Annotated in this window: 16 protein-coding genes; 11 read left to right on the forward strand and 5 right to left on the reverse strand. The window is 44.6% G+C overall.

Translation table 11 applies throughout. The features are described 5' to 3' along the window. Nucleotides 1–196: 196 nt before the first annotated feature. The 3 genes from ACED59_RS04885 to ACED59_RS04895 all read right to left on the reverse strand — a co-directional run bounded on the left by ACED59_RS04885 (nt 197) and on the right by ACED59_RS04895 (nt 3032). Nucleotides 197–1465 (reverse strand): outer membrane protein transport protein, encoded by a 1269-nt coding sequence (locus tag ACED59_RS04885; RefSeq protein ID WP_017099182.1) that lies wholly within the window; start codon nt 1463–1465, stop codon nt 197–199. Nucleotides 1466–1762: 297 nt separating this feature from the next. Continuing rightward, the gene (locus ACED59_RS04890) at nt 1763–2491 is read right to left on the reverse strand and encodes a DUF3379 domain-containing protein (protein WP_009848516.1); all 729 of its coding nucleotides are present in this window, start codon (nt 2489–2491) and stop codon (nt 1763–1765) included. Beyond that, nucleotides 2484–3032: a sigma-70 family RNA polymerase sigma factor gene (locus ACED59_RS04895; protein WP_009848515.1), complete on the reverse strand. Its 549-nt coding sequence runs from the start codon at nt 3030–3032 to the stop codon at nt 2484–2486. The genes ACED59_RS04890 and ACED59_RS04895 overlap by 8 nt, the downstream gene beginning before the upstream one ends. A 559-nt stretch (nt 3033–3591) precedes the next feature. Here ACED59_RS04895 and fadI point away from each other — a divergent pair. After that, complete coding sequence (gene fadI / locus ACED59_RS04900; RefSeq protein WP_009848514.1) at nt 3592–4899, forward strand: acetyl-CoA C-acyltransferase FadI; 1308 nt, start codon at nt 3592–3594, stop codon at nt 4897–4899. Then, a complete protein-coding gene (fadJ, locus tag ACED59_RS04905; RefSeq protein WP_017099183.1) occupies nt 4899–7145 on the forward strand; it encodes a fatty acid oxidation complex subunit alpha FadJ in 2247 nt (748 codons plus the stop codon). The genes fadI and fadJ overlap by 1 nt, the downstream gene beginning before the upstream one ends. A 317-nt stretch (nt 7146–7462) precedes the next feature. Here fadJ and ACED59_RS04910 read toward each other — a convergent pair whose 3' ends face one another. Further along, a complete protein-coding gene (locus ACED59_RS04910) occupies nt 7463–10240 on the reverse strand; it encodes an insulinase family protein (RefSeq protein ID WP_017099184.1) in 2778 nt (925 codons plus the stop codon). 304 nt (nt 10241–10544) lie between these two features. Here ACED59_RS04910 and sixA point away from each other — a divergent pair, with 304 nt between their 5' ends. Continuing rightward, entirely contained in the window at nt 10545–11009 is a 465-nt protein-coding gene (sixA, locus tag ACED59_RS04915; protein WP_012603460.1) for a phosphohistidine phosphatase SixA, read from the forward strand. Between the two features lie 135 nt (nt 11010–11144). On the opposite strand, the gene smrB is transcribed toward sixA, so the two are convergent. Then, nucleotides 11145–11675, reverse strand: coding sequence for an endonuclease SmrB (gene smrB, locus ACED59_RS04920; protein ID WP_009848510.1), 531 nt, complete (start codon nt 11673–11675; stop codon nt 11145–11147). Between the two features lie 62 nt (nt 11676–11737). Between smrB and prmB the strand changes: the two genes are divergently transcribed. From prmB to ACED59_RS04960, 8 genes are all read left to right on the forward strand, one after another. Further along, nucleotides 11738–12670 carry a 50S ribosomal protein L3 N(5)-glutamine methyltransferase gene (prmB, locus tag ACED59_RS04925; protein WP_009848509.1) on the forward strand — a complete coding sequence of 311 codons (933 nt, stop codon included), beginning with the start codon at nt 11738–11740 and terminating at the stop codon, nt 12668–12670. A gap of 261 nt (nt 12671–12931) precedes the next feature. After that, the gene (locus tag ACED59_RS04930; protein ID WP_017099185.1) at nt 12932–13573 is read left to right on the forward strand and encodes a LysE family translocator; all 642 of its coding nucleotides are present in this window, start codon (nt 12932–12934) and stop codon (nt 13571–13573) included. A 516-nt stretch (nt 13574–14089) separates the two neighbouring features. Further along, entirely contained in the window at nt 14090–15547 is a 1458-nt protein-coding gene (locus tag ACED59_RS04935) for a protein adenylyltransferase SelO (protein ID WP_017099186.1), read from the forward strand. 157 nt (nt 15548–15704) lie between these two features. Beyond that, nucleotides 15705–16433, forward strand: coding sequence for a response regulator (locus ACED59_RS04940; protein WP_017099187.1), 729 nt, complete (start codon nt 15705–15707; stop codon nt 16431–16433). Between the two features lie 72 nt (nt 16434–16505). After that, nucleotides 16506–17951 carry an ATP-binding protein gene (locus ACED59_RS04945; protein ID WP_017099188.1) on the forward strand — a complete coding sequence of 482 codons (1446 nt, stop codon included), beginning with the start codon at nt 16506–16508 and terminating at the stop codon, nt 17949–17951. Between the two features lie 110 nt (nt 17952–18061). Continuing rightward, nucleotides 18062–19309 (forward strand): ABC transporter substrate-binding protein, encoded by a 1248-nt coding sequence (locus tag ACED59_RS04950; protein ID WP_009848504.1) that lies wholly within the window; start codon nt 18062–18064, stop codon nt 19307–19309. A gap of 181 nt (nt 19310–19490) precedes the next feature. Beyond that, nucleotides 19491–20429 (forward strand): carbohydrate ABC transporter permease, encoded by a 939-nt coding sequence (locus ACED59_RS04955; RefSeq protein ID WP_009848503.1) that lies wholly within the window; start codon nt 19491–19493, stop codon nt 20427–20429. Then, the gene (locus tag ACED59_RS04960; protein ID WP_009848502.1) at nt 20426–21283 is read left to right on the forward strand and encodes a carbohydrate ABC transporter permease; all 858 of its coding nucleotides are present in this window, start codon (nt 20426–20428) and stop codon (nt 21281–21283) included. Before ACED59_RS04955 ends, ACED59_RS04960 begins: the two co-directional genes overlap by 4 nt. The last annotated feature ends 3 nt before the right edge of the window (nt 21284–21286 follow it).

Raw genomic sequence — 21286 nt, forward strand, 5'->3', positions numbered from 1 at the left:
AATGAGCAAATGTGTTTAATTATTAGAGAAATCATCTAAATGTTTCGGCTGTGTTGCGAGGTTTGAGCGTACACCTGTAGCTGTATATTTGCTCTGCAGGCTACAGTTGTAAGCTTAAATTTAGGTTGGTCAGTGGTTTAGGAAAACAAAAAAGGGTCGCATAATGCGACCCTTTGGGGTTATAGCTAATTTTATATTAGAAGCTGCGGCTGTACTGAAGACCTAATAGGATTGCATCAGCATGTGTCGTCGCTGTTAGTGGCGTACCTGAAGAGGTTTCTGAAACCTTCACATCGTCACCTAACAAGTATGTAAAGCCGAAGTCTACGTTTGAAGCGGTATCAATGTGGTAAGTGAAACCAGCAGAGAACCACTGACGGTCTGAATCCGGAACAGAGATAGATGTCAGTTCGTCTTGCGCACTGGTGTCATACATGTAACCGGTACGTAGTGTCCACGTATCGTTTAGGTAGTAAGTACCACCAATTGCGTAGTGCCAACCATCTTGCCATTTGTATTCTTTATTGTAGCTACCATTTGCCCCACCAACTGGTGATGTTGCTAGATCTAAGTTTCTAAATTCGATCTGGTCGAAGTCACCCCAGCCGATCCATTGTACAGAGTAGTGAACTGCGAACTTAGTATCTTCAATTTTGTGGAAACCAGAGAATTCAGCGATGTCTGGTAGTGGTAGCGTGATTTCTTGGCCCTTGTCATCTTTAGCGGTGATTTCAGGGCTATAACGGTACGCTAGACCAAAACGGTTGTTTTCATCTAATTCGTAAACGGTACCAACATTAAAGCCAACAGCCCAACCATCAGCTTTGTCGACGTTTAATAAAGAGGTGCCTGCCGGTGGAATTCCCTTAGATGGATTTCCTTTACCAAAACCAGCACCAGCGGTACGTTTCATCGTACCTTGACCATAAATAAGGTCTAAACCTGCACCGAAGCTCCATTGGTCGTCTAGTCGGTAAGAACCTGCAAGACCAAAGTTGACGCTCTTAACATCCGTTAAGCCACCGTATTCAGCTGCCGGGTAGTTGTCGTCAAACTCTGTTTTAGTACCGAAGTTTGAGTAGGCATTGATACCCCAAGCAAATTTATCATTTACTGGAACGATAAGGTGGATGTTAGGCGCGATTGATGTGTCACCTACATCATCAGTATTATTTACCGGAACTTTGCCACCAACGTAGTTAACGTCGTTGACTTCAATCATTGAAGTGATGCTTTCAAAACCAAGAGATAGCTCAGTTTTATCAAATAGTGCCATTGCTGCAGGGTTACGTGCCATTACTGACGCGTTATCTGCGATTACTGCATCACCAGCAAAAGCACGGCCGATGCCGGTTGCTGATTGTGCGTTAAGTTGGAAACCTGCTGCCATCGCTTGCGAAGATGCCAGTGTGATTGTTACTGCTAAAAGAGACTTTTTAAACAGACGCGTGTTGTTGGTAGTCATTCATTTATTCCTTTATATATCCGCCTCTACAGGGCGATTAATTTGAGCAATTGCTCAATGTTGGCTGATCCTATTCGGAAGTATACGATATACAAATCCGACCATTGGAAATTTTGAGGGTAAAATTATGGAAATGACGCCTATCTGGCACGAAAATGGAGAGAAATGCTGTTTTTTAGAGTTTTAACTCTAGAGGTATTGGTGTGGTGAATGGTTTTGCGATTTATTGATAAATAAAGCCCAGCAATATCAGTGATATACTTGCTGGGCCTTTTATTACGGGGCTTTGAGAGCAAATTAGCTCATTGGTTTGATCATTTTTGTCAGCTTTTCGGCGATTTTAGATACATCCTCGCCATCTTCCCCTACAAGGATCAAACTGCTGCCATCGATCGGTGTTACCGAGCCTGACATGCCTTTTTCATCAAAGTCGATAGACTTGTCAGTCGGAATGCCAGTTAAAAACAGCGTGACTTTGCCTTTTTCGCCTTGGAAAACCATGTGCATTGCGTTGGATTTGCCAAAACCACAGTGGTTCAGGTAATAGACGTGGTAAGGGAAGGCTTCATCAAACTGAAAAGCAAACGGGTTCATTTTTGCGTTGATTTGTTGAGATGATACATTTTCATCAAGTGCACTAACGAAGCTCTTTTCATCAACAACATGTTTCATTGCAGTATCCGCCAAGCTTGCTTGAGCTGGAGATACCAACGCGTTGCTCCAGTTGACTTGACCAACCAATAAACCTGCAACGAATGCCACAGAAGCAGCCATTGCCATCGCTCGTCGAGCAAACGTAGGCCTTACTACTTTGCTCTCTTCGCTTGAGGTCTGATTGAATAGGATACGATCTGCCAGATCGTCTGGCACATCCACATTCAATGCTGAATGGATTTGCTTATCAAGTGATAGTACATCGTCTAAGAAATTACTATTGGCTTCACTATTCGCTGCTGCATCAATAATGTCTTGTGTACGTTGCTTAGGTTCCGACAATACACGACGACGAAATTCCAAATCATCCATTATGTTGCCCCCTCTCTGCCTCTTCTGTATCCAGCATCTCTTTCAACTGATTTCGAGCTCTGAATAAACGTGTCATCACCGTATTTTTGTTAAGATCGAGAATATCGGCGATCTCATCACCACTAAAACCACCAATCACTTGTAAGAAGAGGGGTTCACGGTATTCGATTTCAAGTTTCATGATCTGCGCTTGCAACCATTGGTGTTGATGATGTGGGTCATCACTGATGCTAGCATCGTTACCATGATCGTCGATATCAACCAGATCAAATTGTTTGCGTTCAAAACGTCGAGCATTCTCGCGGCGCAAGATAGTAATCAGCCATGACTTTGCGGCTTTTTCATCTTGTAGGCTATCGAGTGACTTCCATGCACGAAGGCAAGTTTCTTGAACTAAATCTTCGGCAATGCTTTTGTCTTTGCATAGCCAATAGGCATAGCGAAAGAGGTCACGATGATAGGCGCGCACGAGTGCTTCGTATTTTCTTTGTTTGTCCATATCAGAGTTGACCGGACGCTTGGCTGTTTTCTTTCCAAACATTTTTATTATTGACACACGAGCCTCCATAATTGCTCTGCGTATAGCTGTCTTCTATACGTTGTGCTTCGTTACATATGCTGTTTCGTTTTTAGGGCTAACGTCGGCAGGAAGTCGTAAAATCACATTAAAATTGATCTACTTCAAAATTTAAGCCCTCGAAAACGCTATAGTACACCTTGTCGTCTAGTTAGTCATTCGTGGCTAGCATGTTGAGCAAGACGACACTTCCTTTTGAAGGCTGACTTTACTTTCTCCTAATCAGGAAACTGATTATTTCAATTGGCGTTAAGTTAATTGCTTTATATACATTCCGACCACACAGTTTTGTGTGGTTTTTTTTTGCCTCAAGAAAACCATTCCTTACATAGCGATAACAGCTTTGCTTGCAATAGTTTAGTATCTTACGACAACCTTTCCCTCAAAAAGGTTCGCCTGAATGTTCAGTTAGATTTTCAAGCAGTGGGATACTCGTATCACGTTTATTTAAACGCCTGTTTGATTTAATTAACAACTTGTTTACAATGATTCAGGTCAGACCTCTTAACCTTAAGGAGAAACCATGGGCAAACAGGAAGTCAAAACGCGTTCTGGAGAACGTGTTGCCGTTGTCGCTGGACTACGAACCCCATTCGCTCGTCAGAGCACAGAATTTAGCCAAGTGCCTGCGGTTGACCTAGGCAAAATGGTGGTGAGCGAAATGCTTGCAAGAACTGATGTCGATCCTGCGCTTATCGAACAAGTCGTGTTCGGGCAAGTAGTGCAAATGCCAGAAGCACCGAACATTGCACGTGAAATCGTGCTGGGTACAGGCATGGACATTAATACTGATGCCTACAGTGTGACGCGAGCATGTGCGACTAGCTTCCAAGCTGCAGTCAACGTGACCGAGAGCATTATGGCTGGCACGATTGATGTTGGTATTGCGGGCGGCGCGGATTCTTCTTCTGTATTGCCAATCGGTGTTTCGAAAAAGTTAGCGGCGAACTTATTAGCACTGAGTAAAACGAAAACCATAGGTCAAAAACTGAAGATTCTTAAAACATTTTCAGTCAAAGATTTGATGCCAGTACCACCAGCAGTCGCAGAATACTCGACAGGTTTGTCTATGGGACAAACTGCTGAGCAGATGGCTAAGACACATGGTATTACTCGCGAAGCTCAAGATGCACTTGCTCACCGTTCTCACTCTTTGGCTTCTCAAGCATGGAAAGAAGGCAAGATTAAAGACGAAGTGATGACGGCATTCCCCGCGCCTTATAAAAAGTACCTAGCAGAAGACAACAACATTCGCCACGACTCGACGGTTGAAGGTTACGCTAAATTGCGCCCTGCATTCGACAGACAATACGGCAGTGTAACGGCAGCCAATGCCACGCCTCTTACCGATGGCGGTGCCGCAGTGATGTTGATGCGCGAAGGAAAAGCGAAAGAGCTAGGCTTAGAAGTGCTTGGTTACATTCGTGGTTACGCGTTCTCAGCGATTGGTGTTGAAACGGATATGCTGATGGGGCCGACGTACGCGACCTCTCAAGTATTGAAGAACACAGGACTAGAATTATCAGACCTAACACTTATCGAGATGCACGAAGCGTTTGCAGCTCAAGTTCTGGCTAACGTCAAAATGTTCGCAAGCGATGAATTTGCTCAGAAGAATCTTGGCCGTGACAAAGCGATCGGTGAGATTGATATGGAGAAGTTCAACGTGCTGGGTAGCTCAATTGCTTACGGACACCCGTTTGCAGCGACTGGCGCGCGTATGATGACTCAGACACTGCGTGAACTTAAACGTCGTGGTGGTGGCCTAGCATTGAATACTGCTTGTGCGGCTGGTGGCTTAGGTGCAGCAATGATCTTGGAGGTGGAATAATGTCTACGACTCTTGATGTGAAAAAAGAAAAGAAAGCAGTCAAAAAAACGGGTTCAAAGCCAGTGACTGTATCTAAAAGTGATAAGACGGTTTCAAATGATGAAGCCGTAAAACCGGCGACCGCGTTTTCTTTAACTATCGATGACCAAGATATTGCATGGCTTGCGATCGATGTACCAAACGAAAAAATGAACACGCTACAAGCGGCATTTGCCGAAGAAATGAAAGCAATCTTCGAGCAGTTGAAGGAAAAGCAAAGCCGAGTTAAAGGCTTAATCGTTCATTCATTGAAGCCAGATAATTTTATTGCTGGCGCTGACGTACGAATGCTTGATGCTTGCAAGACAGCAGATGAAGCGCAATCTCTTGCTCGTCAGGGGCAGGAGATGTTCCAAGCACTTTCTGATTTGCCTTATCCTGTTGTTGCAGCGATTCACGGCCCATGTTTAGGTGGTGGCTTAGAGCTGGCACTATCGTGTGATTACCGCGTATGTACTGATTCAGATAAGACTCGCTTAGGTCTGCCAGAAGTCCAACTTGGTCTGTTACCAGGATCTGGTGGTACGCAACGTCTTCCTCGTCTTATCGGTTTACTGCCTTCTCTTGACCTTATTCTTACGGGTAAGCAACTGCGTGCTAAAAAAGCGAAATCGCTAGGTGTCGTGGATGCTTGTGTGCCAGAAACTATCTTGCTGGAAGTGGCTAAGAGCTTTGTTGAAAAGAACTCAGGCGGGAAAAAAGGTAAGCGCTTGGCGTCTAAAAGCCAAGCTTCGGCCAAAGAAAAACTAATTTCACGTACGGGTCTTGGTCGCAAGGTTATTTTTGAACAGGCTTCAAAGAAGACCAATCAGAAAACACGCGGTAATTACCCAGCCGCTGATGCGATTCTTGATGTGATTCGTTATGGCTTAGAGAACGGCTTTGATAAAGGTCTTCAGTACGAAGCGAAGCGTTTCTCTGAATTGGTGATGACCGCAGAATCCAAAGCCCTTCGTTCGATTTTCTTTGCAACGACTGAAATGAAAAAAGAACACGGCGCAGACGCAGAACCGAAAGCGGTTAAGCGTGTTGGTGTGCTAGGTGGCGGTCTAATGGGCGCTGGTATCAGCCACGTCAGTGTTGCTAAAGCGAAAGTACCGGTTCGTATTAAAGATGTGTCTAATGAAGGTGTGCTCAATGCACTTAACTACAATTACAAGTTGTTCGATAAGCAACGTAAACGTCGTATTCTGAGCCGAGCTGGCCTTGAGAGTAAGATGTTACAACTGTCTGGTGGCATCGACTTTACGAGTTTTAACCACACGGATGTGGTGATTGAAGCGGTATTTGAAGATCTCGACCTTAAGCAATCAATGGTTGCAGACATTGAAGCCAATGCCAAGTCAGAGACTATCTTTGCGACCAACACGTCTTCACTGCCAATCCATAAGATTGCAGAGAAGGCGCAGCGACCAGAAAACGTAGTCGGTCTTCACTACTTCAGCCCAGCAGAAAAAATGCCACTGGTTGAAGTTATTCCTCATGAAACAACGTCAGAAGAGACGATTTCGACGGTGGTTGCATTAGCGAAGAAGCAAGGTAAAACGCCGATTGTTGTTAAAGACACGGCAGGTTTCTACGTGAACCGTATCCTTGCTCCGTACATGAATGAAGCGGCGCATCTGTTATTGGCAAATGAGCCGATTGAAAAGCTCGACAGCACATTGTTGGATTTCGGTTTCCCGGTAGGCCCAATTACTTTGTTAGACGAGGTGGGTGTTGATATCGGTGCGAAGATCATCCCGATTCTGGTCAATGAATTAGGCGAACGTTTCCAAGGCCCTGATGTGTTCGACATTCTTTTGAATGACAACCGTAAAGGCCGTAAGACAGGCAAAGGTTTCTACACTTACAAAGGTAAAAAGAAGGAAGTCGATAAGTCAGTTTACAAGCTGCTTAAGCTGCAACCTGAACCTAAGCTAAGCGACAACGATATCGCAATGCGCTGTGTACTGCCTATGCTCAACGAAGCGGTTCGTTGTTTGGATGATGGCATTATCCGTAGCCCGCGAGATGGCGATATTGGTGCTATTTTCGGTATCGGCTTCCCGCCATTCCTAGGTGGTCCGTTCCGTTATATGGATCAACTCGGTATTAAGTCACTGGTAGAGATGATGAACGATTTCGCCAAAAAGTACGGTGATCGTTTCGCGCCATGTGATGGCCTACTGACACGTGCAGGGTTGGATGAGTCTTTCTACAAGTAACTCTTTCTATTAGTAACTTTCTAGCACTTTGATTATAAAGCCCGTATCAAGCAATTGATGCGGGCTTCATTTTTATGGGAGTATGCAAAAGAAGGAGATTCCCGACTCAGTCGTTTCTCCTTCTCGGGAATGACGATTGAGATGTAACAAGTAAGCTATTGTGTTAATTAGGAAAGTGGTCAAACACAACTCAATCAAAACTACCGTCATCTCCTAAAGCGACGAAGGAGCGTAATAGGAGATCTGCTCTTGTGCTGCATTCAATAAAAAAGGTTGATGCTTTCACATCAACCTTCTGATCTTTTTAATAAGAACGACTAACCAAGCTCACAGTCTTTAGGACGCAACTGAAACTCATCAATTGAGCCAATCTCAACACCTGCCGACAACTTCTCTTCTTCATTATGAGCATTGCCGTGCGCATGCATAATCAGACGATTCGCTGTACGAGGTTTTAGTTGGCTAACCACAAAGCGCATCATGTCTGAGCGAGTCAGACCTTTGAGCTCTTCTAACACACGATCCCTCTGATTGAATTCCAAATCCTTATTGCCTATCGCAACCCATAAGCGTTGAGCGCGACCACGCAAGGTGGTATCTGGCGTTGAAATTTGATTCCAAAGACCGCGTTTACTGCTGTGCCATTGATAGTCGTTAAGCTCTAGCAATACCATGTAAAAGGCATTGAGGAACTCGTCTATTGAAGCCAACAGATCTGCTGGGGCTGCATTAGGCGATTGCACATACAACACAATACCTGGGTGTCGGTTCAATGGCATATTACCAGTGCCGACCATATAGCCTAGCTGCTGCTTGGTACGAATCTCGTGGAAGAAAGTGGCTGACATCAAGTGGTTGGCCAATGAATACAGTGCAATATTTGTAGGTGATATATCTGAACATTGGTAGTAAACCACGATGGCTGAATCATCTTGATTACACACCACTTCGCGTTGGAAACTACCGTTATCACCCAGCATGATTAAAGGGCGCAGTGACTCTTCGTAAGCTTGGTCTTGAACACGCAGGGCATCTTTTAGCGTTTCAGCCATCTTGTTCGCATCGGATTTTTTCCAGTCACCATACACAAACATTTCGACATGCAGTTCAGCCAAAATAGCTTGAACAAAAGAAGAAAGCTCGTCGACTTCTATTGTTTCCAGCGCTTCAATTAAGACGGAATAGGGCGGGTTATTTGGCTGTAAGATTCCCGTCATCGCATTGAATAGCTGCGAGATAGGACGGTCTTGCGATGCGTTATTCCAGTTTCTGAGCAATTGATGCTTAATCGTTTCGAATCGTGTTGAACTAAAGTCGCGTGCTTGGAAACGTTCAAGAATCATATTGAGCAGCTGTGGCTGTTTCTCGCTAAATCCAGATAGAGTAAGTGTGACACCACCTTGATGGGTATACATGTTGTAGCCCATGCCAGCAATCTCAGCTTGATACGTATCTTTTTCAAGCGAGTCTAAGAACATCTCTACACACAAGCGTGTTTTAACGATGTTTCTCGGGGTGGCAACTGAGTGTGGGCTATCTATAGCGATATACACCACACCTTTTGGAACTCGAAATTGATGGTCTTGGAGGTGCCATAACTTAAAGCCGTCCAGCTCTTCTAACAGTTGTGGGTGCTTAGCGTCACCTTCGAGCTCTGCAGGGTCTAAGTCGTAGCAAATAAATGGGTTTTTGCTTGGGAGCTCAAACTGCCAGCCGGGGTTAATGCATGTAAAGCATTGAACTTGCTCAGCGCTAAATGGTGTGAGCGAATAGGGCGTAAAGTACCATTTCGCTTCTCTGTCATATTCGAACCCTTGAGCAACAATGGTGACCCGCATGTTGTCGACGGTTAAGTAAGGAAGCAGAGAACGTTGTAACTCTTCGTCGAAATGCGACATTTTGTAATCGCCATACACTACATCTTGCTCTTGGTAATGCTGCATGTTGATAACGAGATGGCTGACGACATCAAGTGGTCTTGAGGGCTCTTGAAAGCGGAAGGCTGATTCCAAAACAGCCCGTTTTTCGAGGTAACGCCACTCTTCAATACCTTGTTGTTCAATCAACTTAATGTACTGGAACACCGCTTGGATGATGTTATCGGTTTTGGTTAAACCTTCGATGGTTAATGAGCAACTGACCGTAAAATCACGATAGTTACTGCCACTTGCGCCGCCACCTGCTGAGAGGGAAGTAATCCAGCCTTTCTCTTTGAGTTGCATCATCAAACTGCCTTCGCCTTCGTAACCGATAAGGTGTGCAAAGAACGATAATGGTTTAATACCGTAGTGTTCATCCATGCTTGGCATTGGGAAGGTTAAGATAAGTTTGCGCACTTCTTTGATCGGTTTAACGTGTACTTGTACACCCGTGCTTAATTCGCCAACAATCGGTACTTCAACCTTCTTGCCTTGTAGTTTGTGGTTGGTGATCGAGCTAAAACGCTCTTCAACCCAGCTTTGCATCTCGTCCAGTGATTGATTGCCAGACAGCGTCAGTGTCATTAAGTCTGAAGAGTACTGCTGCTGGTGGAAAGCTAAGATCTCTTGTCGAATCGTCTCGCCGTTTCGGTCACCCAACGTATCGATATTACCGACAGAAAACTTCGAGAATGGGTGATTGTTATTCACCAACTCTTTGGTCACTTGGTACAATCGTCGCGAGTCGTCGTTGAATTTCATTTTATACTCTGAATCAACGGCTTGGCGTTCTTTGTCTAAGGCTTCTTCGTTGAACAGGGGGGCGGTAAAAAATTGGCTGAAGCGATCGAGTGCATTTTCAAAGGCATTCAATTCAACATCAAAAAAGAAGCAGGTGTGTTCGGTTCCTGTCCAAGCGTTGTTGCTACCACCATGCTGACTGATAAAACTTTGGAACTCTCCGACCTTTGGATACTTTTCAGTTCCCAAAAATAGCATATGCTCTAAGTAGTGAGCTAAACCCTCTCGGTCTGTAGGGTCATCAAAATGCCCGACATTAACGGCGAGTGCGGCTGCAGCTTTTTGAGCGTTCTGATCGTGAACTAACAGTACTCTCAACCCGTTATCCAATGTTACGTAACGGTATTGATGTTCATCATTAGGGCTTAAATGCACAGATGCATCTCCAGAGAAGGTGGTTTTTAAATTATGTACGCGATGATTTAAGGTGCAAACCTCGCGATCATATTTTGGGATATGAAGTGCTTTTTGGCGACTTCTAAATCACTTTTATCGATTTTTATCAGTGATTTATTTTCTTTTAATAAGATTGTTAAGAAAGTCGAACTCTTTAGCAAGTGACTTGATATAATTATTTATATAGACTGCGGTTTCTCTAGTTTGAGAGCCAAACGCTAAGTAGCGTATCGCTGATATGGGATATATCGACTTTCGAAATGTTACGTAGACAGGACTGAACATGAAAATATTCATAATGCGCCACGGTGAAGCAGAACATTTTGCTAACTCGGATGCAGAACGTGCGTTAACGAAGCGCGGTAAAATGGCGTCTCTTGCGGTAGCACAAGCTGCAAATGAGCAAGGGTTTAGCCAGTTCGATAAAGTGCTTGTGAGCCCTTACTTGAGGGCACAAGAAACGTGGTTAGAAATCTCTCAAGCGTTTTCTGGAAAGAAAGTAGAAACCTGTGATGACATTACGCCTTACGGAATGTCTGACGATGTGTTTGATTTGACCATAGCAATGGCTGAAGTAGAAAAGCTAGAGACCATTTTATTTGTTTCTCATTTACCTCTAGTGGGCTATTTAACGGCTGAATTTGCGACGGGCATGGCGCCACCTATGTTCCCAACCTCAGGGCTCGCGTGTATTGAATTCGACCTTGAAAAACAAAAAGGCGAGTTGCTTTGGAACATTAATCCATAGCTGAGCCCGTTTCCTCAAGATAAATTTAAGGGCACCTCATGATTATTGAGATGCCCTTTGTTGTTTCTAACGGATTATTTCGACCAAACGACAAGGTGCTGGACGTACTTTTTAGAATAAAGAGCAAGTCGATGGCTATTTATCTGGGATAGCAAGTAAAACCAGTAGCGCCCCATGGCCACCGAACTCTAAAGGTGCTTGGTGAAAAGCCATCACATCTGGGTGCTGCGCTAACCACAAAGGCACTTTCTGTTTAAGGATGTGTTTACCAATGCCGTGCTGTACACAGGCACAAGCTACGCTCTCTTTCACGCAGTGTGCAATCATAGCCCCAAGTTCACGTTTGGCTTCTTGTTGAGTCATACCGTGCATATCAAGATACACATCCGGTACATAGACACCACGACGTAAGCGCTTCACCTCATATTTAGAGACATCATCGCGTGCATAACGTGTCGGCCCTTCTTCGCTAAGATGCGGAATGAACTCATCCGAGAAATAAAACTCGCTATCACTGGCTTGTCTTGCCGTTCGAGTAATTTCTTTTTGCTTGGCATTTCTTTTTGGCTGCTGGACTATGGTATCCTGTTGCAACTTTTTAACGCCCTTTACTGCATCGTTGAACAGGGCGAAATCGTCATCGAAGTCGGTGTCTTTTTTGCTCATCAGGTTATGAATTCTAATTAGAAACGTAATTAGCAGTATTGTAGCGCTTTTCGGAGACAATTTTGGATAAGATTTTTGTAGAAGAAGCGGTATCAGAACTACACACGCTTCAAGATGTGATTCGTTGGACTGTTAGTCGCTTTAACGCAGCGGGCCTATTTTATGGTCACGGCACTGATAACGCGTGGGATGAGGCGGTACAACTAATTTTACCTACTCTTTATCTACCGATTGATGTTCCTTCGCATGTGATGAACTCTCGTCTAACAAGTAGCGAACGTCTGCGTATTGTTGAGCGCGTAATCAAGCGTATCAATGAGCGTACACCAACGGCTTACTTAACCAATAAAGCTTGGTTCTGTGGCCTTGAGTTCTTCGTTGATGAGCGCGTTCTTGTGCCTCGCTCTCCAATTGGTGAGCTGATCGAAGCTCAATTCCAACCTTGGTTAATTGAAGAGCCAACTCGCATCATGGATATGTGTACAGGTAGTGGTTGTATTGCTATTGCTTGTGCTCATGCATTCCCTGACGCAGAAGTAGATGCGATTGATATCTCTACAGATGCATTGCAAGTTGCAGAGCAGAACGTCCAAGATCACGGCATGGAGCAGCAAGTGTTCCCAATCCGTTCAGATCTTTTCCGTGACTTGCCAAAAGAGAAATACAACCTGATCGTATCTAACCCACCTTACGTGGACGAAGAAGATATGAACAGCCTGCCAGATGAGTTTACTCACGAGCCAGAACTTGGCCTAGCAGCGGGTACAGACGGTCTGAAATTGGTTCGTCGTATCTTAGCTAACGCACCTGACTACCTAACTGACGACGGTATTCTTATCTGTGAAGTGGGCAACTCAATGGTTCACATGATGGATCAGTACCCAGAGATTCCATTCACTTGGATTGAATTCTCTAACGGTGGTCATGGCGTATTCATGATCACTCGTGAGCAGCTTGTTGCTTGCGCGGATGAGTTCTCTATCTACAAAGACTAGGTTACTATTAGTCGTTAGCTTAGGGATTTAGCTTAGAGATTAGGCTGGAAACTTAAGGTTAGAACCTGATAAGACGTTCTATTTGAAACGTTTGAATTTAAACGCCATGCAGTAATGCATGGCGTTTTTTATTGCCAAAATTTAATGGATAAGTAAGCAACACAGAGTGAACGTGCTCAATATTTAGTTGCTTAATATGAATAGCTATCACATATTGGTGCTCAATATTTAGTCGTTTTAGTGAGTTAAGGAGAATTCGCGATGACCTTTGATACATGGATTTATTATTTGCTAGCGGTGTTGATCTTAACGGCATCACCAGGGCCAAGCTCTTTGTTGTGCATGACTAAGGGTGTGCAATCTGGCTTTAAGTTATCGATATTTACCGCCTTGGGGAGCTTAACTGCGATTACTGGCATTCTAACCTTATCGTTTACCGGGCTAGGGGTAATTATTGCTTCGTCTGAAGTGGTGTTTAATATCATTAAGTGGACGGGGGCTGCTTACCTTATTTATCTCGGTTGGAAGTCGTTACGATCGAGTCAGCAAGATTACGACAAGTTATCGAATCAACAAGCAGGCTCTCAACCTGTTAAAGAAAGCGCTGCACAGCATTATGTCAGTGGCTTTATTGTTGGTGCGAGTAACCCAAAAGCTATCCTGTTTTTTACCGCACTTTTTCCTCAGTTTATTGACCCATCGATAGCGCTATTTCCTCAATTTTTGGTGTTCGCTTTGACCTTCGTTGTGATGGAATTGTCTTGGTTACTGGTTTATGCCTACCTAGGTGCGAAATCATCAAATTGGTTGTTTGCTAAAGGTAGAGCCAAGGTTTTTAATCTTGTGACTGGTGGTGTCTTTATCGGTGCAGGGGCGCTGCTTTCTACTACAAGCCGAGCGTAATTTTCAATTTATCAAAGGCCTGAATAGTTACAGAAAATTATTCAGGCTGTAATAAAAGGTTAATATTAATGTGCTTGCTGATATCGGCATAAAGTCGATATATTGGTGTTACACCATCACATTCTCAGGAGAGATATATGCAGCATCAAGAAATGATTCAACACAGTAATTTTGGCGTAATCAGTCGTACTTGGATTTTCTCTACCCTTTCTCTTCTGGGTATTCTTGCTCTAATGTAGTCAGCTTCATGGCTCTATATTTTCAGTTTTATTATGAATATACTTTTCAAAAAGTCTTCAAAGTTAGAACTCTTACACTCGTAAATGTGGCTCTTCTCATCAGGCTAGCCACTTAACCTTTTCTTAGCTGTACCTTCCTCTCAGTAACCTTTTTCTCTGAATAATCTCTTTGTCTCATTAACCCCTTTATCTCAATAGACTCACTGCATAACCTGATCTGAAGTTGTTATCAAACTGTGATAATCTTAAGTTATCTTTTATCTACAATGTATCTCTCATGTCTGTCTGGGATTCTATTTCATTTAACAATCGATTTACTGCATTACCTCGACTGTTCTATACCCCAATTCAACCTACACCGCTCAGCAATGTCCAATGGCTCGCATGGAACCATAACCTTGCGAATGAACTCGGCTTTCCGCTATTTGAAGGTGCCTCAGAGGAATTGCTTGAGACGTTATCTGGCAATGTTGAGCCTGAGCAGTTTTCGCCTGTAGCAATGAAATACGCAGGCCACCAGTTTGGTTCTTATAATCCGGATTTAGGTGATGGAAGAGGGCTGTTATTGGCTCAAGTTGTCGCAAAAAGTGGTGAAACGTTCGACTTGCATCTTAAAGGTGCAGGTAAAACCCCCTATTCACGTATGGGCGATGGTCGTGCGGTTATTCGCTCAACGGTTCGTGAGTACTTATGTAGTGAAGCGATGGCAGGGCTTAATATCCCAACCACTCGCGCATTGGCAATGATGACTAGCGACACGCCCGTTTATCGAGAGAAACAAGAGTGGGGCGCATTGCTGGTGCGTGCTGCTGAGTCACACATCCGTTTCGGTCACTTTGAACATCTGTTTTATACCAATCAGTTGGCAGAACATAAATTACTGGCCGATAAAGTCATCGAATGGCACTTCCCGGAATGCCTCGATGAAGAGAAACCCTACGCTGCTATGTTTTATCAGATTGTTGATCGTACTGCGGAAATGGTCGCGCTGTGGCAAGCGAATGGTTTTGCTCATGGGGTGATGAACACCGATAACATGTCGATCATCGGCCAAACCTTCGATTATGGCCCGTTCGCCTTCTTAGATGAATATGACCCTCGCTTGATCTGTAATCACTCCGACTATCAAGGTCGTTATGCCTTTAATCAGCAGCCTAGAATTGGATTATGGAATTTGTCGGCACTGGCTCACTCGCTTTCGCCGCTGGTGGATAAAGCAGATCTAGAGGCCGCGTTAGAACAGTACGAGCCACAAATGAACGGTTATTTCAGTCAGCTGATGCGCCGTAAGTTAGGATTGCTTTCGAAACACGAAGGTGACAGTCGCTTGTTTGAATCGTTGTTCGAACTGATGTCACAAAACAAAGTCGACTACCCAAGATTCTTTAGAACGTTGTCGAACCTAGATACATTGCCGCCGCAAGACGTGATTGATTTGGTTATCGACCGCGAGGCCGCAAAGCTATGGGTGAATAACTACTTGCAACGCTGTGAATTGGAAGAGAGTTCAGTGGCCGATCGCTGTGAAAAGATGCGACAAGTAAACCCGAAATACATCCTCAGAAACTACCTAGCCCAGCTTGCGATAGATAAAGCTGAGCGCGGTGATAGCAGCGATATTGATGCACTAATGGTGGTGCTGGCAGACCCTTATGCGGAACATCCTGACTACGAACATCTTGCTGCCTTGCCGCCTGAGTGGGGCAAAGCCATGGAAATCAGCTGTTCCTCTTAACCTCCTATGATTCTTTGAGTCGCTAAGTACAGGTAGAGGTCACTAAGATGTGATCTTTATCTGTTTGTTCGTCTAACTTTACAAACATGTCAATAATCAAATAATCGGCCAGCCTATACACTATGTGAATAAGTTGTAAATTTAATAGGTTTGGGCGATGCCAACAAATACTCGAATTCTCGTGGTGGATGATGATCAAGAAATCTGCGAGCTGCTGGAAGAGTACCTCACAAAATCGGGTTTCGATGTTTCTTCGGTGGGAGATGGTGTTGAACTCGAAACTCATCTGCAAAACAATGGTTATCCAGACCTGATTCTGCTTGATGTGATGCTCCCCGGTGACGACGGTTTTACCTTGTGTCAGCGAGTCCGAAAACAATCCAATGTGCCTATCATTATGCTGACAGCGGTATCGGATGAAACCGATCAGATTATCGGCTTAGAAATTGGTGCAGATGATTACATCGCCAAGCCGTTTAGTCCTCGTCAGTTAATGGCTCGAATCAAAGCTCTATTACGCCGTGTACAAGTGGTGGACGACAAGCCAAGTGATGCATTGCCAAAGCAGATTATTTTTGGTGATTGGACGCTCGATACGCTCGCGCATCGAATCTATCACAATGAAAGCTCAGAAGAGATGGACTTATCGGGCAGTGACTTTTCTTTGTTGATGTTGTTTTTAACTCGCCCTAACGAAGTTCTCGACCGTGACACCATCTCTTTCGCTACCAGAGGCCGTGAAGCGCTGCCTTTTGAACGTGGTATTGATGTACAGCTTAGTCGCCTGAGAAGCCGACTGGGTGACAGTGGTAAATACCCTCACTACATCAAAACCATGCGCGGTAATGGCTACATTCTTGCTGTGCCGGTTCAGTATGAACACTAAGTATGACCTACTGTTAATCAAGTAACGCTAATAAAGTATTTCCAATGAAGTATTCTGGATGAAATATCTCGTATGAACTGGATGAGTTGGTTGAAACCAAATTCGTTAGTCGCAAGAACCTTATTGTTGACGCTGTTAGCCGTAGTAATAGCTCAGGGCATCGCAACGTCTATATGGTATAGCGAATCAAAACACAAAGAGCTGGAAGGGATTCGTTCTGCTTCGTCGAGCATGGCGAACATGTTTGCTTCAACGGTGACTTTTTTCCAATCTCTACCCGTTAAATATCGTCATATCGTGTTGGATCAAATCCGCAATATGGGCGGTACGCGTTTCTTTGTTTCTTTCAATAAAGAGGCTTTGATTGTTGAGCCTATCCCTGACACCCGCTTAAAAACCGCATCGATAGAAGCTATAGAAAGTGTTTTAAGTAACAAGCTCAATAAAGTCGAATCAGTTCGGGTAGATTTTTCTCGACCTGAACACCTTCGCTTGCTCAAAAATGACATCTATTTAAGCGATCTCCCGCGATCGTGGGCACATCATACTTTAACGTTAGAGCCTCTTAATCCGCCAATTCTGGTGGTTCAAATAGAATTAACCAGCCACGAATGGGTATATATCGCTGCGTTGTTGCCAGCGCCATATGTGAAACTCGACGATACGATTCTTGGCAGAGAGCAGGTGATCTTCTTAGTCTCTTCAACGCTTATTCTACTGGTGTTGACTTATTTAATGATTCGTCGCCAAGTGCGTCCTCTGAAAAAGTTAGCAAGGGCGGCCAATGAGATGAGTATGGATATTCAGCAGCCTCCGCTAAACGAAGAAGGGGCGACTGAACTGGTCACCGCAACCCGAGCCTTTAATCGCATGCAGCAACGGATTCGTCGCTATGTTGCCGACCGAGAGCACCTTTTTTCTGCGATCTCCCATGACTTAAAGACACCAATAACACGCCTTAGATTGCGTGCAGAGTTGTTGGAGAGTGAAGTAAAAAAAGACAAATTCAATAAAGATCTCGATGAGCTCGAGATGATGGTCAAAGGTGCTTTGCAAGCGGTGAGAGACACCGATCTACACGAGAATAATGCCATTATTGACCTCAACGAAATGGTACTTTCTGTTATTGAATCTCATAACCAGTATCAGACAAAAGTTGAGTTTGAGCCGGTCGTCATTGAGCCACTGGTCGCGAAACCACTGGCGATTAAGCGTGTACTGACCAACTTAATTGACAACGCGGTTAAGTATGGTTCATCAGCTGTCGTGGAAGTTAGTGGTGATGAGCTTTGGGTTGTCGTGACTATTCAAGACCGTGGGAATGGCATTCCTGAAGACAAGTTAGAGATGGTTTTTGAACCCTATTTTAGGCTAGCAACGGATGATCAAGGACACGGACTTGGCCTCGGGATCTGCCGAAATATCCTGCACGGACACGGTGGAGATCTCATTATTCGCAACTCCTCTCAAGGTGGCTTGGAAGTCAAAGTCTATATCCCAACAGGCTTAGAAGTGTAGTGTAACAATCCTGTTACATTGGGCTTACCTTTTGTTTCAATCTTACCAGTCAGAATAAGTAGACTCTTTAATGAACCGGACGTCGAGTCCGCTAAACATGGAAGATAATAATGAAAATCAATAAAACCCTACTTACTCTATCTCTTCTTGCTGCCTCAACATTTTCTCAAGCTGGTGAAGTGGAAGTGCTCCACTGGTGGACTGCCGGTGGCGAAGCGAAATCCGCTGCCGTACTGAAAGAGATGATTGAACAACAAGGCCATACTTGGAAAGACTTCGCAGTTGCTGGTGGCGGCGGTGAAAGTGCGATGACTGTTTTGAAAACGCGAGCAGTATCGGGCAATCCACCTTCTGCAGCGCAGATTAAAGGTCATGATATTCAGGAGTGGGGTGGTTTAGGTTTTCTAACGTCTCTCGATGCGACTGCTAAACAAGAACAATGGGATGAACTACTTCCAGAAGTAGTGACTAAAGTGATGAAGTGGGATGGTGAATATGTGGCAGTTCCTGTCAACGTTCACCGTGTTAACTGGCTTTGGGCAAACCCTGTTGTTTTAGAAAAATCGGGTGTGACAGTTCCAACGACATTAGATGAGTTCTTTGTTGCTGCAGACAAGATTAAAGCGGCTGGCTTCATTCCATTAGCTCACGGTGGTCAGCCTTGGCAAGACGCGACCGTATTCGAAGCCGTGGCACTTGATGTACTAGGCAGTGAAGACTACAACAAAGCGTTCGTTGATCTTGATATGGACGTATTATCTGGCGACAAAATGGTGGAAGTGTTCACCAAGTTCAAAAAGATGCGTGATTACATCGACAGCAACTCTCCTGGTCGTGATTGGAATGTAGCAACCTCAATGGTTATCAATGGTGAAGCAGCGATGCAGATCATGGGTGACTGGGCGAAAGGTGAATTTACTGCGGCAGGCAAAGTGCCGGGTAAAGATTACATCTGTGCACCAGCTCCAGGTACTGCCGGCCAATTTACTTTCAATATCGATAGCTTTGCGTTCTTTGAGTTAAGCGACCAAGAGAACCAAAAAGCGCAGCAAGACCTAGCGAAAACCATTCTTACCAAAGATTTCCAAGAAGTCTTCAACCTTAACAAAGGTTCTATCCCTGTACGTCTAGATATGGACATGTCTAAATTCGACCAATGTGCGTTGGATTCAATGGCTACCTTCAAAGCGAGTGCTGAATCGGGCGATCTTGTTCCGAGTATGGCTCATGGCCTAGCGACAACAAGCTATGCTCAAGGCGCTATCTATGACGTAGTGACCAACTTCTTCAACGAGAAAGATGCCGATCCTAAACAAGCGGCAGCTAAGTTAGCAAAAGCAGTGAAAGCGGCTATCTAATCTAACTTGATAAGTGACACACAACGCACGTGAGTGACGGGCTGTGTTGCTTTATCGAACCCCCAGGGTGGGTAGGCTCGTAGGGAGCCTATCTGCTCTTCACTCCCAATTCTGATATGCGTGATGCTGATGTGGTGCCGAAAGGTAAGCCATTGGCTCGATTGTGCAACAAGGATAAGTTATGGAGCATGTTTTGACTGAGTCGACTCCAAAACCCACAAGGAGCCAGCCTGCACCGAAACCGAGTTTTGCTGACAGGTTGCAACATTGGTTACCTAAAATTGTACTGGCGCCGACTGCGTTAGTGACCGTGGTGTGTATCTACGGCTACATATTTTGGACGGCAGCGTTGTCGTTCACCAACTCTCGATTTCTGCCGAGCTTTAATTTCGTTGGTTTAACCCAATATGAAAAGCTGATGGATAACGATCGCTGGATTACCTCAATCACCAACCTCGGTGTGTTTGGTTTTCTATTTATGGCGATTGCCATCTTGCTTGGTGTTGGTTTAGCGGTATTGCTTGACCAGAATATCCGTCAAGAAGGGGCGATTCGTACCATCTATCTCTACCCAATGGCGTTGTCATTCATTGTGACGGGTACGGCGTGGAAATGGATTCTTAATCCGGGTCTTGGCATTGAAAAACTGATGCAAGATTGGGGATTTACTGACTTCAAATTTGACTGGCTAGTCGACTCCGAAATGTCGGTGTATACCTTGGTTATCGCGGCACTTTGGCAGTCTTCAGGGTTTGTGATGGCGATGTTCTTAGCAGGTCTGCGTGGCATCGATTCTTCAATCATCAAAGCGGCGCAAATTGATGGGGCAAGCTTACCTACCATCTATCTCAAAATCATTCTGCCTTGTTTGCGCCCTGTGGTCTTCAGTGCGGTGATCATTACTTCTCACATTGCGATTAAGAGCTTCGACCTTGTGACGGCAATGACAGCGGGTGGCCCCGGTTATTCATCGGATCTTCCTGCGCTATTCATGTACGCACACTCTTTTACTCGCGGACAAATTGGCCTTGGTGCTGCCAGTGCCATGATGATGCTTGCTGGTATCTTAGCGATTCTCGTGCCTTATCTTTACTCTGAACTTAGGGAGAAAAAGTCATGATGAATAACATCAATTTTGCTCGAATCTTTATTTATTCAGCACTGCTTTTCTTCTGTTTGGTGTATTTGATGCCATTGTTCGTAATGGCTCTGACGTCATTCAAAACTCTGCCAGACATAAAGGCAGGTAACTTGATGAGCTTGCCGAAAGAGTGGGTGTTTGATGCTTGGTATAAAGCGTGGGACACCGCTTGTACGGGCGTGAAATGTGAAGGCATCAAAGGTTACTTTTGGAACTCATTCCAAATGGTGATACCTGCGGTTGCGATCTCAACATTGCTCGGTGCATTCAATGGTTATGTCGTGACGAAATGGCAATTTAGAGGTTCAAACCTGTTCTTTAGCTTGTTGTTGTTTGGCTGCTTTATTCCATTCCAAGTGGTGTTGCTTCCAATGGCAACCATGTTAGGAAAAATGGGTTTGGCGAACACAACTATTGGCTTGGTGATTGTGCACGTTATCTACGGCATGGCGTTTACTACTCTGTTTTTCCGTAACTTCTACATCTCGATTCCTGATGAATTGATCAAAGCGGCAAAACTGGATGGCGCAGGCTTCTTTACCATTTTCTTTAAGATCTTATTACCAATCTCTACACCTATCATCATGGTGACAGTGATCTGGCAGTTCACCGCAATCTGGAATGATTTCTTATTCGGGGTAGTGTACTCAGGCTCAGAGACACAGCCGATTACCGTAGCATTAAACAACCTAGTCAACACCAGCACTGGCGTTAAAGAATATAACGTCGACATGGCTGCCGCGATCATCGCCGCCTTGCCAACGCTGTTGGTGTACGTCTTCGCAGGAAAATATTTTGTTCGTGGCCTAACGGCAGGATCAGTAAAAGGATAATTA

Source organism: Vibrio sp. FF266 (assembly GCF_041439695.1).
GTDB classification, from domain to species: Bacteria; Pseudomonadota; Gammaproteobacteria; order Enterobacterales; family Vibrionaceae; genus Vibrio; species Vibrio tasmaniensis_A.